This is a genomic window from Pseudomonas sp. RV120224-01b, assembly GCF_003208145.1.
Classification (GTDB): Bacteria; Pseudomonadota; Gammaproteobacteria; order Pseudomonadales; family Pseudomonadaceae; genus Aquipseudomonas; species Aquipseudomonas monteilii.
Map to the genome: position 1 here is coordinate 246,038 of NZ_QKMQ01000001.1, position 16,327 is coordinate 262,364.

General features: G+C 54.2%; 9 protein-coding genes. 6 read left to right on the forward strand and 3 right to left on the reverse strand.

What is annotated here, in order from left to right; genetic code table 11:
- Positions 1-2: 2 nt before the first annotated feature.
- The 5 genes from N436_RS01205 to N436_RS01230 all read left to right on the forward strand — a co-directional run bounded on the left by N436_RS01205 (position 3) and on the right by N436_RS01230 (position 12,716).
- The gene (locus N436_RS01205; protein ID WP_110740221.1) at positions 3-2,825 is read left to right on the forward strand and encodes a hypothetical protein; all 2,823 of its coding nucleotides are present in this window, start codon (positions 3-5) and stop codon (positions 2,823-2,825) included.
- A gap of 35 nt (positions 2,826-2,860) precedes the next feature.
- Positions 2,861-6,568 (forward strand): RHS repeat domain-containing protein, encoded by a 3,708-nt coding sequence (locus N436_RS01210; RefSeq protein WP_110740222.1) that lies wholly within the window; start codon positions 2,861-2,863, stop codon positions 6,566-6,568.
- 173 nt (positions 6,569-6,741) lie between these two features.
- Positions 6,742-8,781 (forward strand): hypothetical protein, encoded by a 2,040-nt coding sequence (locus N436_RS01220; protein ID WP_146232404.1) that lies wholly within the window; start codon positions 6,742-6,744, stop codon positions 8,779-8,781.
- Between the two features lie 179 nt (positions 8,782-8,960).
- Positions 8,961-11,150 carry an autotransporter outer membrane beta-barrel domain-containing protein gene (locus tag N436_RS01225; protein WP_105945374.1) on the forward strand — a complete coding sequence of 730 codons (2,190 nt, stop codon included), beginning with the start codon at positions 8,961-8,963 and terminating at the stop codon, positions 11,148-11,150.
- 48 nt (positions 11,151-11,198) lie between these two features.
- Positions 11,199-12,716, forward strand: coding sequence for a hypothetical protein (locus N436_RS01230; RefSeq protein ID WP_105945373.1), 1,518 nt, complete (start codon positions 11,199-11,201; stop codon positions 12,714-12,716).
- Positions 12,717-12,724: 8 nt separating this feature from the next.
- Here the strand turns inward: N436_RS01230 and N436_RS01235 are convergent, their stop codons facing one another.
- The 3 genes from N436_RS01235 to N436_RS01245 form a co-directional block, all read right to left on the reverse strand.
- On the reverse strand, positions 12,725-13,453 hold the full coding sequence (locus N436_RS01235) for a molecular chaperone (RefSeq protein WP_105945372.1): 729 nt from the start codon (positions 13,451-13,453) through the stop codon (positions 12,725-12,727).
- A gap of 62 nt (positions 13,454-13,515) precedes the next feature.
- The gene (locus tag N436_RS01240; RefSeq protein ID WP_158261449.1) at positions 13,516-14,055 is read right to left on the reverse strand and encodes a fimbrial protein; all 540 of its coding nucleotides are present in this window, start codon (positions 14,053-14,055) and stop codon (positions 13,516-13,518) included.
- A 173-nt stretch (positions 14,056-14,228) separates the two neighbouring features.
- Positions 14,229-14,633, reverse strand: coding sequence for a PA2817 family protein (locus tag N436_RS01245; protein ID WP_110740224.1), 405 nt, complete (start codon positions 14,631-14,633; stop codon positions 14,229-14,231).
- Positions 14,634-14,793: 160 nt separating this feature from the next.
- Here N436_RS01245 and N436_RS01250 point away from each other — a divergent pair, with 160 nt between their 5' ends.
- On the forward strand, positions 14,794-16,311 hold the full coding sequence (locus N436_RS01250; RefSeq protein WP_146232405.1) for a hypothetical protein: 1,518 nt from the start codon (positions 14,794-14,796) through the stop codon (positions 16,309-16,311).
- Positions 16,312-16,327: the final 16 nt, after the last annotated feature.

A 16,327-nucleotide genomic window follows, 5' to 3' on the forward strand; every position in this document is an offset into this window, starting at 1 on the left:
CCATGGCCACTCATTCCAAGCGCGAGTTGCTGGATGTTCTGAGCAAAGGCGATGCAATGTATGGTTGGGGGGCGATGCTTGCGCTCGGCCGTGATTCGGTCAACCAACTGCTTGAGGCGCGTTTCATTGAGCGTTTCAGGAACCAGGATTTTATCACACCCATCAGTGGCGAATATTACGGTGATGCGCAATCCACCGAGCTTGTGGTGCTGGATGGGCTGATGCTCGGCCCGCCCGCGCTGTCGTTCGAAAAGGCTTCGGGCCGCACCAGCACGGTGACCGTGGTCATGGAGCTGATTGCCGGCCGTTGCAGCGCGCAGGAGAAATCACCCGGAAGTGCCAGCCGCTTGCGCAGAAGCCATGAACTGACCCAGGGCATGGGTTACACGCTGCAGATGACAGCGAAGCTTGTGGTGGTACCTGTGCCAGGGAGCAATCAACAGCAACTGGCTATCGATCTTGGCCAGGCCACCGATCCGATCTGCAACCTTGCAGTTACCGATCAGGCAGCGCGCAAAATGGGCCAATTCATCCTGGGGCAGTTGCAGCAGCAACCGGCCTTCGAACCACTGTTCGGTTTTATCAATTTTTCCCCTATTGGCAACGATGTACTGACGATTGACAGGGTCGACCCTATTGCACAAAAGGCCCCTGAAGGCGCCGGGCAGGGCAGTCAGCCGCAAACAGACGGGGCAGTGCTGCTGCTGATGCAACTACGGGGTGACAGCGATGCGGGTGACATTCCGGATGCGTTTACGTATTTGCTGCCGCGAAAGGAAGCAACAGAGGTGAGCAACTACGGTGCCACGTTGTTGCTGGGCAAGCTAAGGGCAAAGTACAGCACATACCTTGCCTCCGGCCTGCTGGCGCAAGTGATCATGCCGGAAGGCTATATCGTCCGCTTCCTCGAAGATGAAGAGTTCGACCCGCATGACAAGGTCCTGTTTGGCGACATTCGGCCCGGTACAGGTACCTGCCAGCTTTTGCCCGCACTGAGCCATATCGGTGCTGGACAAGCCTTATCCTACCAGGTGAGTTGTGACACTGGCCTCTACGGCTGGCAGGCCCATGACATTATTAGCCCACGAGCAGCGGGTGCGATCAATAACGGAACCTACACTGCCAGGCCAAGAGGCCAGCTGCCGAGCGCTCAGCGTGTAGTGGTAGTGTCAGCGAAGGTTTCAGAGGAGGCAGATGCGGCTACCCGTTCAGCGTTGTTGATCGAATCTTCGGAGCCGCTGTCAATCTCGCCGCGGGTTGTTGTCTGGTATTCGGGCCAGGGCGCTATCACCTTTACCAGCAACGCTGCCGGTAATGTCGAGTGGAAACCGCTAGACGAGAAAATGGGAGAGTTGGTCAAGGATGCCGACGACCCCCGGCGGGCGGTGTTTACGCCAGACGAGGGTTCTGTGCCGCTGGTGCGTTTGCAGCGTGTGGAAGTCAGTGTTGGCGAGGCCAAGGGCCATGCAACGGTCGTGATGCTGCGCACGGAACCCAGATTGCAGGTCACGCCCCATTATGTACCCCGCCTTGCACCCGGCGCGGGCCGGCTATTTGCGCTTGATGACGACCCGGCAGATCGCTGGGAAGTGTTTGGGCCTGGAAACATCGACAAAGAGACCGGGGAGTATAAAGCGCCTGATCAGCCCGATGCTGAGGTCAGTGTAATCGCCGCGTTTTCCGGCCCCTTTGCGGGCGTTGCCATTGTTGAACATTACGCAGGCCTGTCTGCGCAGGCCATGGCATTGCAGGACCGTTGGAAAACACTCAATGAATTTAGCCTCAGCTTGAACAATAAAAAACGAAATATGGTGTTTGCAAATGGTTACCAGCAAGTAGGCATTGATATTGTCATTGGTACTCACAGTTTTACTGACCAAAACGGTGAAGACGTTTGGGACCCGGTCAGTAATGCTGAGCTGGCTACATTGGTGCTGCTTGACGAAATTGGCAATGAAATTCCTTATTTGACTGACGATCAGCATGGTATTCCAGGCGATAGTTTGGAAGTGTGGGCGGCGAAAAAGAAGCGTAACCATTTTGATTATTACCCCGTGGGCAGTTCGGATAGGGCGAGCGGGGTGCGAGGGGAAGAAGAGGGCAAGCGTTACGTCACTGTGTATGTGCATTCGAAGGTGGCGGAAGTGGCCAGGTTCACGGCCAAGTTTCAGGCTTATGATAGAGCGTGGAAATATTCGTACAGCGATGATAATCCAGACAAAGAGAAAGGTAAGATCGAATTGGAGGGAGTCAAGCTTCCCTTGCCTAACCTTGCCGCGTTCGTATGGCCAAACTCGGGCGGCAAACGGGTTTTTGAAGAGGATGGATCAAGTACGCCTACTGATACTTTCAATTACTGGCATCGCACCACAGACTATTGGTCACTGTCTGGAAACGGCATTCAATTGGTGGAGATGAATTTCGAATCCGCCTCGATGATTAAGTGGGAGTCGGAGCAGTTAGCGGAAAGTTTCGCCACTTATACCGGCATCGCCTTCAAGCCACGACGTCCTGAGGAGGCTCCCCTCATGCCAGAAGGCGTGCAGTATCAGGCCGAGCTGCAATTACTTTCTCAAGAGCCAGGTATTCAGGTGGCGCTTGATCCCAAATTCAAAGGGCAGGATAGGCCGTCTGAGGGGGCGATGTTGATCACACTGGACCGGGTTTCGAATTTCAATTACTGGTCTCCGGTAAAGTATCGAAATAAGCTCGATGGGGCAATGAACTTTACCGTAACCGATAATTACGGTACGACGCACAAGCTTAAAATTTTGTTTGGGGGCGGTACGAATGGTCGAAACTATCTGGAGCTGGACCTTCAGTAATTGCCAATTGACTTTTTGATAGCGAAGATCCGAAAATGACAACACAATCATTCATTCATTCCAACGCATTCAATTTCATGAGCTTTGTGCAGGGCGGCGTTGATGAGCGTACAGGGCAATACACGCTCAGTATCGAACTGCCTGAGCTTCCGAGTAATGCCTTGGTTGGCCCGAACCTGCCATTGCGCTTGAGCTTCAGCCCACTGAACAACGTCAATAGCGGCTTCGGTAAAGGCTGGACGCTTCAGCTCAGCCAGTACAACCTGAACGACAACAAACTTGATCTGCATACAGGGCAGAGTTTCAAAATTTCCGATAACGGCCCCGGTGAGCCTGCTCCTGTACCCGAACGCAAGCTTGAACTCTTTCACTTTGAAAACAGGAGTGAAGGCAACACCCATCGCTACCGGATCGCCCATAAATCCGGCATCGTCGAATGGCTGCAACCGCAGCCATCGGACCTGCGACTGGCATTGCCTGTACGTGTAGAAGCCCCCTCGGGCCATGGCATCACACTGGCTTATCACCCCACAAAAAAAGGGTGCCTGCAGTCAATCGTCGACGATGCCGGCCGTACGTTGTTGAAAATCGAATATGTGGGTGATAGCAAGGTGGAACTCACATTCTTGCCAAACTCAGCCGCTTCCTCGTTGTATTCATTGCTGATTTCCGGCGATCGATTGACAGGGGTGACACTGCCTACGTCGAACGGCGCGGGGTGGACCATCGATTATGCGCAAAAGGGTGAGTCACTGTGCATCACGCAATTGGATACGCCGCTTGGGGCTACCGAACTGATCGAGTATCAAGAGCGTGGGCATCTTTTCCCGGGTAGCACGGAAGAGAAGGGCCGGGCGCTCTCCTACGTGAATCGCCATGTCATCAAGCCCGGCGCCGGGCAGGCAGACATGGAAACGACCTACACGTATTCTGCAAGCAATTTCCTGGGATATGGCTCGCTGACCAGTTGGGCGGATAATGGCGAAGACAATCTCTACCGGGTGGCTGACCGCACATTTACGTATGGCGCCATTGCCACGTTACATCGCGATGGCGAGCCAGTGCGCACGGTGGAGAAAATTTACAATCGCTTTCACTTGATGACTGAGGAAATCACGCGGGAGCAAGCCTGCACCCGGCGTATCAAAACGAAGTACCATGAGCGCGACAACGATTTTGCAGAGCAGCCCAAGTACTTCCAGATGCCGGCAACGGTGACCACCTCATGGGAGTTCGACTGCCCGGAAGCGCCTGTGCATCCGCGTAGCGAAACGGTGACTACCGAATACGATGATTTTGCCAACAACACGCTGGAAGTTCAGCCCAGCGGTCTAAGCATCGAGCGCACGTTTTATCCCCAGGATGATGACCCGGAGAAGTTCGTACGCCATGTTGAACAGGAGATCGTAAAGCCGGCCGAAGGTTACGAAGCGGGTGCACAAACGCTTCGCACACATTATCGCTACGCGCTGCATCCCTCTGTAAAGGCTGACGGGCCGGGTTGGCTGGTTAACCGACATGAAGACAAGTACCAACTGCATGGCGATGGTTCGCAGACGGTGCAGCAGAAAATCGAACGCACTTATGTAAACGATGAGCCAATCGACCCCCTCACCCATGGTAGGCTGGAGCAAGAAATAACGACAAGAAATGGGCGACAGACGACGATCGACTATAGCTACTCGGATACTCCCGAAAAACCGACGACTCATCCGGTTCTGGTAACCAAACAAGTCATCACCGGTTTCGACCATGGTCCCAAACACCATGCCCGCAAGGAAATTACCTTGCAGCATTCGTTGCTGATTGGCGAGCCGTTGCTCAACCGTGATGACAACGATGTAGAGATCGAATACGAATATGATCTGTTGCGCAGAGTGATACGCGAAACCGTCGCACCGGGAACGGCTTACACCGCATCGCGCCATTATCATTACGCGTTGGTTTCCAGCCCGGGTGGCAAGGCCACTCAAGAGCAGATAGACGTCAAAGGGGTTTCAACCTTGAGTACTGTCGATGGCCTTAACCGGGTTGTCGAGGCCAAGCGCATCGATCGTGATTTTGTGCAAAAAGGCCAGGAGCCGAACTATCGTCCAACCTACAAGGCCATGTATGACGGGCTGGGCGATTTGATCGAGGAAGTTGAGTTCGACTGGCACAGGGACGAAGATGTACCGTTGAAGACCACTTTCAGTTATGACAACTGGGGGCAGCGCTGTAAAACGGTGGGCCCTGATAAGGTTGTGCATCATGACCAGGTCGACCCCATCGGCACACCGGAACGGCTGGGGCCGGTGCGGCGTACATGGAGTGAGTCCGAGGACGCAGTGCTTGGCAGCGGCCAAACCATCACGTTCATGAACCTGTTCGAAAAACCAGTCAGAGTCGAGCGTTTGACAGCAAGCAGAAAGCCTTACAGCGTTCATCAGTACTTCTACGATGGCCTTGGGCGTTCAGTCAGGGAAAAAGATGCCGAGCAGAATGAAACGTGGTTTAGCTACGATGCGTTCAATCGGTTGGTAGATCACACGCTTGCCGACCGTGCGCTGGTTCATCGCGACTATGCTTTGCACAGTACTGGAGACCTGCCGGAACTGATTCAAGTCACTCGGCGGGGCGGTAGCGAACCGAGCGTGCTGGGCTTGCAGCGGTTCGACGGGCTGGATCGTCTGGTCGAGTCGACAACGGGTGGCCGTCTGCGAAGCCTGGAGTATGAGCCAGGCCAGCGTAAGCCCAAGGCGGTGATTACGCCCAAGAAAAAGCGTATCGAATATAAATACGTGCCGCAGTTGGGTGAAGAGGCTGTTGAGCGCAAGCAGGTCGACGCGGGCATTACAGGGCATTTTGATTATGACCCACAGAATGCACGCTTGCTGTCGTGTTCAGAGCACGGGGTTGCCATGACACGTGACTATTTCAGCACGGGTGAGCTGAAATCAGAGACATGTTCATTTGACGGTGGCAAGCCTTACGAAATGAAGTACGTGCATAGCTTGCAGGGTAAGATGCTGTCTTACATAGATGTGCTGGGTGCTGAGCAATCCTACAGCTACGACGGGGCTGCTCGCTTGAAATCGACGAGCCTTGGCACACTGCACAGTAACTTTGAATACGATGACCTGGGGCGCAACGATTTCTTCGAGACGATTGACAATACGCCGGGCGAGCCAGCTCGGCGGCTTGGCACCCAATTGAAATTTGACGATTTTGATAGAGAAATCTCGCGTACATTCGATTTCGGGGATGCGAAGCAAACCTTGAGTCAGCGATATGACAAGGCGGATCGAATTATCGGCAAGGTGTTGCGTCAGGGGAAAGAGCTGCTGCGCAGGGAAGTGTTCGATTACGATGAGCGGGGCCGTTTGGTCGAGTATACATGCAGTGGAATCGATGAATATTTGCCTGTGGATCCTTATGGTAACCGTATACGTCGGCAGACGTTCAGGTTCGATGCGGTCGATAATATCACACGTGTGCTCACCGCACATGCTCAAGGCGAAGTAGACGTTGTCTACCATTTCGCGAATCTGGCCGATCCTGCACAACTCACTGGTTTCACGGTCAGGGGCATGTCCGTGCAACCTATCGAGGTGCGGCTGGAGTATGACGATGACGGAAATATGGTGGTTGATGAACAGGGGCGTCAACTAGCCTATGACGCCTTGGGGCGCCTGGAGAGTGTCAATGGCTTTGCCTATGGATATGACCCGCTGGATCGATTGGTCTCTCAAGAGCAGCCTTAAGTCATCCTGGTAGAGTACCTTTAAAATAGGGCCGCATTGCGGCCCTTTTTTCATGGCTGGAAACTCATGAGTTTGTCACCTGGTAATAGTGCTAGTTGTTCAGAATGCCGGGATGGCTTTGAATGCTTTCAGCAGCGCAGCTACCCGTCAACCTGATAAACCAGAGGCGCATCATGAGTGACTCCAAGGCGTACAGTGCTTCCGAACGCGTGCGTAAGGCGTACCTGCGTTCGCTTGCAGACCATAAGCCCCATCTTGATCCCCGAATTCATTCGGGTATGGAAGACTTGGTAATTGATGGGAGTATGCTGGCCGATCCACCCAGTGGATTGGTCTACAGAAAATTTACAATTGAAGAAAGCGGCGGTCCCGCTGACCCTGCATTGCCCTTTGTATTGAGCGTGCCACTCTGGGTGAGGACACGTGAAGACACGCTTCGCATTGAACACTCCAGGGATGGTGCCACGTGGACGACGGTTTACGAAAAGGTTGGCGATTTTCGCGAACCCGGTACGCCTGATCCATATCCCGTAGTAATCCCTAAAGATCAAGACGCGCTGCGAGTGGACGGCACCCACCATTTCAGAAGTTGGGTCATGAATATCAATGGGGATACTTCCTGGTCGGGACCCCTGACGCTGATTTTCGACCGAAATCCGCCCTATTCGCATGCGGCGCCGCCCAAGTTCCCTGATATCCCGGTTGTGACCGATGAATCGTTGAAAGTGGGTGCCAAGTTGAAACTACCCGCCTATTCCAGCTGGGCAGAAGGCGATCAGGTCTTGGTGTACTGGATGAGTCGCCTTCCAGACAAGGTTGAAGACCTTGATCCACCGATCGTGGCGCTACCTACGACAGGTGCCGATCAGGAGCTATCGATTCCTGAAGATAAAATCCGCGCCGTTGGGGATGGCGGGGTGTATGCCCTCTACCTGCTGGTCGACAAGGCCCTCAACATCAGTGCGTTGTCTGTCTGGACCAGTATTCCTGTAGCGTTGGGCGAACTGCCTGCTACCTTTGATGACCCTGTGGTGCCGTTGGCCACTGCGGCTGACGGTTTTTTGATTGACCAGGCTGACGCTCATTTGGGTGTGGAAGTATGGGTCCCTTGGCAGGAACATATGAAAGCCACCGATACTGTGGTGGTGAGTTGGGGTGGCATAGCGTTACCGGCTGAAACGGTTGGGTCTGCTACTAAAGAGAATATCCCGGTAAAAGTATCCGATGAGGTATTGCTGCGCGCTTACGGTAATAACAAGGGGCCCCTGCCCACCACTGTCAGCTATGTCCTGATGCGTGGTACCCATCCGGTGGGCGGCGCTGATACTGATATTAACGTAGACTTCGAAACCATGGACCCAGGTGGCCCCGATCCAGAATGGCCACTGCCCATTCATCCCGGTTTAAAAGAAGTTGTAGTCAAGGGCAGGGGAGGCACGAGTGACGACAATGAATTGAATGCTGATGATGCGGGTTTAATTGCCGATCTGGAAATTGAGCTCTACAGCTTCGTCGAGGAAGATGATGAACTTGAATTCTATTGGGCAGGTGAGCCAGCGGCGACTTACACCGTGTCAGGCACCGACAGCCCAGGTGACACGGTATCGGTAGAGGTGCCTTGGGCTGTCATCGAAAAGGGTGGCAATGGCCCGGCTATACTTGTCGATTATTTGGCCTCACGCCCAGGCGTGCATAACCCTGTGCGCTCGAAAGTTACGCCTGTCTCCGTTGATGCAATCACTATTACACCTGTTGCCGCAACATTCGAACATTTGGTAAATGGCAGGGTTACTTGTACTTCGATACAACGCAGTAACGATCATGCTGACGGGCCCGCTGTCGAGGTGTTGATTCCGGACCTCACTGAGTATTATCAGTTCTCTCCATTTACGCAGATTCAAGCAAAGTGGTGGGTGTACAGAGGCGAGAGTGATGATTTAGGTTTCGATGAAATTGACGCTGTCACATTAGACATTCCGATCGCTATAGATAGTGAGCATCCGATCACGGGCTTTACCTGGCGGATCCCCTACGAGACCAATGTGCTTCCCACACATGAAGGGAACTCGGACCCAAGGTTCAATAGCTCTCGCGCAAATGTGCAATATACACTAAAGACGGCCAAGGGAGACATACCTTCGATTGAAGCCAAGGTGGAGCTTTCCTTTATGCCACCCTCTGGTGTTTGTGATCCTCAAGGTGGTGGCATCTGAATTAACTTATGCTGCGCGAAAAGGATGTCGCGCAGCGTAGGGCTATTCGCGCTAGTTTGTAAGGCTTTTCCTATAGTGGCTGGATTTATTTCCTGTAGCTTGTTCGCGATCGGCACCGACTCATGTGTTTCATTCACTCATTAACGTGCCTGCTTCTAGATCTGCATGAGATTTTGGAAATGAAAAGTAACTTCAAGAAATTTAAAGTTCGCAATGGGCTGGTGTGTTGCATGGCGGCGCTGCCGTTAAGCTTGTATGTAGGGGATGTGGCGGTGGCGCAGGTCATCGTCGACCGTGACACGGTCATCGATGGCAGTAATTTGCCTGATAGTTATCAGGTTCAGGGCGGTGCAAAGCTGACGGGCAACGGCGCCAGCACGGACCAGATCTTCCTGCGTGAAAGTGGGGCGCTGGAACTCAACGGTAGCACGGTGACATCGGCCAGGGACGGTGTGTTGATGGAGGGGAGCGCGCGCGCTGACATCAATGGCAGTACCATCACCAGCGATGAGCGTGGCGTTGTCTTGGGCCGCAGTAATGGCGTCGGCTCGCAGGCGTGGGTTACGGGCAGTAACATCAGCGGCAGGAAGGGTGGTGCGCTCATTGCCAGTGACTCAGAACTGCACCTCAATGGCAGTACGGTACAGGGCATAGGGCAGGGCAGTGCCGGCGTGCGCATGCTCAATGGCTGGCTCCAGGCGCAGGGCAGCACGATCGTCGGCGCACAGGAAGGTATTTTGGTAAATACCGATGGCCGTGCCGGCGAGGCCCGTATCGATCTGGATGGTTCGCAAGTCGTCGGGAAAGACGGTTCGGCCATACTGGTGGATGGGGAGACCGAAGGGGGTGCCACAGCCAAAATCACGGTCAGCAATGGCGCACAGCTTAGCGCTAGCAATGGCAACCTCCTCGAAGTGCGCAACCAGTCGAGTGCCGACCTGGCTGTAGTGAACGCCAACCTGGTGGGCAACGTAAAAGTGGAGGAGGGGTCCAGTGCAGCCATATCACTGGATCGGCAAGCTACGCTCACGGGCCAGTTGGAAAATGTCGGCAAACTGTCTATTGGCGATCAGTCACGCTGGACGATGGTTGACGACGCCAAGGTCGGCGATCTGGTGCTCGCTGGCGGGACCGTGCAGTTTGGCCAGCCCGATGCATACCATCGGTTGACGCTGGACAACCTGTCAGGTGAAGGCACGTTTGAAATGGATGCCAACTTCGCCACCGGGGAAACCGATTTCCTTGATATCACTGGCACAGCCACGGGCAGCCATAGCTTGCTGATCGGCAGCAGTGGTGCAGAGCCGCAAGCAGAAAACCAGCTTCAGGTGGTGCATACGGGCGGGGGTGATGCCTCGTTCTCGTTGGTTAACGGGCCTGTGGACCTGGGGGCGTTTTCCTACGAATTGGTACAGCGTGGTGACGACTGGTTCCTCGACGGTTCGAGCAAGATCATCAGCCCCGGCACCCGCTCGGTATTGGCGCTGTTCAATACTGCGCCAACCGTATGGTACGGCGAGTTGACCTCTTTGCGCAGCCGCATGGGCGAGTTGCGTCTGGATGATGGCAAGGCCGGTGGCTGGGTTCGGACCTATGGCAACAAGTTTGATGTTGCCGCAAGTTCCGGTGTTGCTTACAAACAAACCCAACACGGGTTTTCCCTCGGTGCAGATGCGCCGCTGCCGGTTGGTGATGGTCAATGGTTACTGGGTGTATTGGCTGGTTACAGCCGTTCGGACCTGAACCTGGAGGGCGGCACCAGTGGTGAGGTGGACAGCTACTACCTCGGGATGTACACCACCTGGCTTGACCGCGTCAGCGGGTACTACTTCGACGGCGTAGTGAAGTTGAACCGCTTTGACAACGACTCCACGGTTGCCTTGAGTGACGGTGCACAAACCAAAGGCCACTACGGCAACAACGGTGTTGGCGTGTCGGCCGAGTTCGGTCGTCACATCGAGCTCGATCAAGGGTATTTCGTTGAGCCATTTACCCAGTGGTCCACCGCTTATATTCAAGGTAAAGACTATCACCTGGACAATGACCTGCAGGCCCAAGGCGACGCTGTCCGGTCCGTGCTGGGCAAGGCTGGTGCGACAGTCGGGCGCAACTTCGAGATGTCAGCGGGTGGCATTGTTCAACCCTACCTGCGTGCTGCCTACGCTCACGAGTTCATCAACAACAATGATGTAAAGGTCAACGAAAACCGCTTCTCCAACGATCTCTCAGGCTCCCGCCTGGAGGTGGGCGCCGGTGTGGCTGTTACCGTAGCGCAAAGCCTGCAGCTGCATGCCGATATCGATCACAGCCGCGGCGAACATATCGACCAGCCCTGGGGTGTGAACCTTGGCGTGCGGTATAGCTGGTAAGTACTCATCAGGAGGCCCTAGGGCCTCCTTTTTAGTGGGAGTCACTAAATGAGCCAAATGTCAGACAATGAGTCGTTACTAAACAAGTTGTTAAAGTGGTTACTAAAGCCGTGGTCGAAGCTGTTGTTCAAGGAGCTACTAGAGGCTGTCACGGTGACTGACTTGCTTGACGACATCCCGGGTGGCGACATCAACCTGCTCCCCATCAGCGCTACCGAGAAGGATCTGGAGGTGATCGTACCCATGTGGCCGGTCAGTGATCCACGCCCTGGCAGGCCGGAACTGCTGAAATTGCTCTGGGATGAGGTAGAAGTGGATCAAGGGTCCTGGGAGGCCCCTGTGCAGCCTGGGGATCTGATCCTGAGTGTTCCCAAGGACAAGCTGACTGACGGCCCCCATGTGCTGCGTTACGAAGTAACCAATGCCAACCTTGACACGAGCCTTTCCAAGACGCTGGAGGTATTGATCGACTTGCAGGCGCCTGTATTGGGGGCAGGCCAGGGCCTTCTGACGGTCGTTGAAGACCCGGAAGAAATCGAACGTGACGGGCTTACGGAGCGCTACCTGAGGAACCACGATCAACGCCTGCGAACCCAGGTGCCTGGATATATCACGCCCAAAGCAGGTGACACGGTTATCTATTATTGGGATACCGAGCCCTTTGCGGAAATGGAGGCCGGTAAACATGAACTGACATTTGAAGACACTATCAGGCCGGTCTACATCGATTTCCCTGGCGCATTGGTGCTTGAACGAGGAGACGGAGACCGCTATGTGTACTATGCCATCAAGGATCGAGCCGGCAATATCAGTGTGTTCCCCAGGCCTTTTAAACTGAGTGTGTCGGCTGGCTTGCGAGCGCTGCCATTGTTGAGCATCGAGCAAACCACGGGGGATCAGGAAAACCTGCATTTGGCACTCAATGATCTGGCTCTACCCCTTCTCATAAAGGTACCGGCTGAAGCAGTTGTTTACCCCGATGAAACATTACGGGTGGAATGGGGCCAGCCCGGAGACCCAGGGTATTACTCGACCTCTACCGAATACCAGGGACGTTCGCGTCAATTCGAAATTCCTGAAGACAAGGTGGCTGCACAGGGCGCAACGACCATCCAGGTCAACTATGTCGTCTCGGGCGACAAGCGTCACGATTACCCTTCGCCGCCAGTAGGCCTTACTGTTGGTTCGTTGAGCCGGGGCCTACCGGTCGTTCAACTGGCTGGCGTGAGGAACGGGATATTCAAGTTGTCCGATGCGGATGAGCGTAACCGGGTGACATTGGGAACCTGGAAGTTCATGGCGGAAGGGCAATGGGTCGATATCTGGGTGACCGGGACCCTGAGCAATGGCCAAGAGGCGGAGCCGCACCAAGTTTTGAAAAACTATGCGATTGAGGCGGACGATGTTGAAAACGGCATCGGCGCACGTAACGATGTGGTGGTGCTGAAGTCGTACCTGTCAACACTGTTGCTTAATAACCCGTTCACGGTACATGTCAATGTAAGTTTCAATCAGGGGTACAGTTGGGTAAATTTCCCTGAAATGAGACCTCAGTTGCAGTCTTGACGTGGTTATCATGGGCCGGAAACAGGAGCTCTCATTTCGGCAGTGGTGCCCCCAAAGTCGTTGATGGTTGTGAAAGTCACGTGCATTTTGGGGGTTATTGCAAACGCTTCTACGGGGTAGGCCTGAGTGCCACCTGGGGCAACCATTTTATGGGCTTCAATGCGCTTGCGTGTGCTGCCGTTTTCCAGGTGCGCCTGCCTGAAGGTGTAATGATAGGGTGAGGGATTATGCACAACCAGTTGAGTTTTGCCGTCAAGTCGCTGTAAGGACCATTGCAGTTTTTTCAGGCCATCCTCAAGGGGTTCCTGCAGTTCGGCGGGGCGGTAAAGTAGTTTGATTCGGGTGCGCAGGGCAATGGTCAGTGTGTTTGACGGGTCACCATCGGTTTGCGGAATTTCCTGTACATTGAAGTAAAACAAGGATTCCTTGTCCTTGGGCAGATTATTCGGGATTTGATTGATCTGAACAGTCTGCTCACTGCCCGGCGCAAGGCGGAATAGCGCGGGGGTGGCAATGAGTGGAACGGCGGTAATATTGTCGTCAGCTTCGGTGTTGACCCAACTCTGTGCGGCAAAGGTTTGAGTGCTGGGGTTGGCAACGATGATGGAACTGCTTTGCTTGTCACTTGCTTGAATGATGCGTGTAGTGCTGAGGGTAAGCGCGGCTTGGGCTGAGGCAATCATGCCGCTTGACAGGCCAGTGAGTAGAAGTAAACGGAAAATGAGTGAATTAGGCATTGAGGCAAGTCATGAATGAGTAAGAGAGCAAGCGCAGCAGGCTGCGCTTGTGCCATGGCGAGTTATCGAATATCGACCAGGAAGTTGACGCTGGTGGCAATGTGCCCTTCAGTTACCGACGCTGCAGTTGTGTGCAACTGGGCGGTAAAGTTCATATCGGTAACTTGTGTGTCGCTCAGTGCATATTCTACCGACTCTGCATCAGGGTCGAGCTGAGCGTTGCTCTTGTCAAAGATCGCCAAGGCCATACCGGAAGCATAACCGATGCCACTCTGCAGTTGATACAGTTTGCCGGATGGGTCAGCACCATAGTTGGCACTGTATGTGACTGCTGCAACGTCGCCAGCGGTGACGGGGCACTTCGCAGGGTCTACGCGAAGGGCAAACCTTTCGAGCCGGGTTTTTTGCCCGACTGCTGTGAAGTCTGAAGTTCTGAAGTCGCCCAAGTAGACTTTCGGCAGGCCAGGGCCGCCAGGCGTGACGACGTCGATCTGGCAAGTGCCGCCGGCACTTACAGTACCTTCGAAGTTGATGATACCCGTGTTGGCCATGGCTGAGCTGCAGCCAAGGCCGAAAGCCAGCAGTGCAAAAATACGTTTCATTGAGCGCTCCAGATTGAAGGTTAGTTGTTAGTTTTGTGCGCTTCAGCCGAGGCCATGGGGAGCGCCGGCTGATCGCGGAGAAGAGACTAACTGCGATGCGGAAACCAAATCTGTAGGTCAATTCGCTATAGAGTAGGGTGGAATGCGATTTTTGGGGGCTGCCACTCCCGTGATCAATCAGCCTGCCGCGAGGCGAGCAGTTGCTGTTTTTCCACGTTCCAGTCAAACGGCAGCCCGCGCTGCGTTGCTTCGTAGCGAAGCTCCTCCAGTTGCTGATACAGATCAAGCTCTGCGTCAGGCATGAAGTGCAGGCAGTCACCGCCAAAGAACCAGAGCAGATCACGAGGCACCAGATGAGCGATCTGGGGGTAACGCTGGATGACCTGGCACATCAGGTCTTGGCCAAGGTACTGGCTCTGTAACGGTTCTACGGGCAGCAGGGCAAGCAGTTCATCGAAGCGCTCCAAAAACAGCGCATGGCTTTCTTCAGGCACCTGCTCGGCGTTTTCAAGGGCTACGAGGATGCTGCGCACGTGCTCGAGCAGTTGCAGGTGATAGTTTTGGAAGGCGTTTGTCATGGATGTGTCCTTAGGCATGAGGCAATGCCGCCATTGTACCGCGTTGTGATCCAGCGAGCAGTCGCGGGGGCTGACCTGACATTTTTGCCAGTATTCAAGGCGGGCAATGCCGGTCATGCTGGCATCGGGAATCTGATAGGGATTACAGAGGAGACGGGCAATGAGTACTGAATCGCAATCACCAATGTTTCTTGGGGCAATGGAAATTGGGACGAGCATGCTCAATACGCTTTGGCATGATCGTTACCCTGCATTGTCCGATGCCCCAGGGGAAATGATCAATCTGGACAGGCAAACCGGCCCCGGCACCAAGAAATTCAAACAGTTACAGATGGGGCTGCCTAAGTTGGCATACAGAAGCTCTGGCGCTACCTTGTTCCTTGACCTGGAGCAGCGGGCGCTGAGAGAAACGGAAGTCACGCTCACTACAGACCCGGGCGCGAGCGCCCCCTGGATGAGCTATGTTCGGACAATGGAACGCCCCGGTCACTGGATGTTGACAATCAGCATCGCTTTTACAACTTACAATGAGCGCTTTAAAATCGTCTACTCGACACTGGCAGATAGAGCGGTGAGTCTGGTGTGGAACGGTGCAGTGGACTATACCTACAGCGGAAACGATAGCGAACAGCGGCTATTGGCTGAGCACTATAATGAGCAAAAAAAGGTAGTGCTTTATCACTTGCTTGCAGCTCCGGAAAACCCCTGGCTGCAAGATGTGGCATTAGTGCCCGCTGTTGCAATCTTGGAGGGTATCAATTATGGCCTTGTGTCGCCCTCAACCGCAGAGTTGGTGAGGGGCAGTGACATGTTGTCCACTGCCCTTGGATGGGGCTCCTTTCAGGGTTTTAGTGCTAGCAGCCTTGCTACGGCCTTTCCGGAAATCCTGATTCCGCAGCGCCCCCTTGACAGCGAGTGGATGGCGTCCTTGATGGTGCCGGAAGGAACGGCCCTGGTAGACCCATCCCATGATGAAGCGGCATCAATACTCTTTAACTTTGGATACAAGCGTAAGCGCAGTGCTGCCATGGAAGATGCTGATATAGGCGTTGCAGGTGATCCGGTATCAGTAAGCCCGTTGATGTGCATAGTCGGCGCGGGGTTTGAAAAAGAGCTGATGGAAATATCCGATTTGAAAAACGCCACGATAGTATTTGTTGGCGACCAGCATGGAGCGCTGGAGAAAAGCGATAGCGCTTGCTATTATGTGCCGCCGCCTTCTCAGGCGCCATCTGTAATATACGAAGATGTTCGGAAGACGTTGGAGAAGCCAGCGCAGGTGGAGACGGTCAGGGAACGAGCAGTGTTCGATGTCATCAAAGTAACGGTGAATGGTAATTCTGCCCTTTCTACATTTGTCACGTTATACGCCAAGCAAACGCACTATATTAAATACTCTGTTGTTAACGGCAAGTTGACCCTCCAGTTGTGGTACTACAATGTGGACGAAGGCAAGGATATGCCCGTGTCTGCTGGTGAAACGGAGTGGTCTACCCTCCATGGCGGCGGTTCGGTTTCCAACGCCGGGGTTTTCACCCCGGGAAACTCGGCCCCTTCGACCGTAAGCGTCATTGCAGGGCGCGATCTGAGCAGTAGCCGATTGTTGTACTGGGCGGTCACGGTTATTCCTGTCCCTCTATATTCAGCGACCCAAGCCGTTAAATTCTTCAATGACTGAAGCAGGCGTGCGAGCG

Bases quoted from the DNA above. Each gene is read 5' to 3' on its own strand.
- N436_RS01205 (WP_110740221.1), top strand. From the start codon at position 3: ATGGCCACTCATTCCAAGCGCGAGTTGCTGGATGTTCTGAGCAAAGGC.
- N436_RS01210 (WP_110740222.1), top strand. From the start codon at position 2,861: ATGACAACACAATCATTCATTCATTCCAACGCATTCAATTTCATGAGC.
- N436_RS01220 (WP_146232404.1), top strand. From the start codon at position 6,742: ATGAGTGACTCCAAGGCGTACAGTGCTTCCGAACGCGTGCGTAAGGCG.
- N436_RS01225 (WP_105945374.1), top strand. From the start codon at position 8,961: ATGAAAAGTAACTTCAAGAAATTTAAAGTTCGCAATGGGCTGGTGTGT.
- N436_RS01230 (WP_105945373.1), top strand. From the start codon at position 11,199: ATGAGCCAAATGTCAGACAATGAGTCGTTACTAAACAAGTTGTTAAAG.
- N436_RS01235 (WP_105945372.1), bottom strand. From the start codon at position 13,453: ATGCCTAATTCACTCATTTTCCGTTTACTTCTACTCACTGGCCTGTCA.
- N436_RS01240 (WP_158261449.1), bottom strand. From the start codon at position 14,055: ATGAAACGTATTTTTGCACTGCTGGCTTTCGGCCTTGGCTGCAGCTCA.
- N436_RS01245 (WP_110740224.1), bottom strand. From the start codon at position 14,633: ATGACAAACGCCTTCCAAAACTATCACCTGCAACTGCTCGAGCACGTG.
- N436_RS01250 (WP_146232405.1), top strand. From the start codon at position 14,794: ATGAGTACTGAATCGCAATCACCAATGTTTCTTGGGGCAATGGAAATT.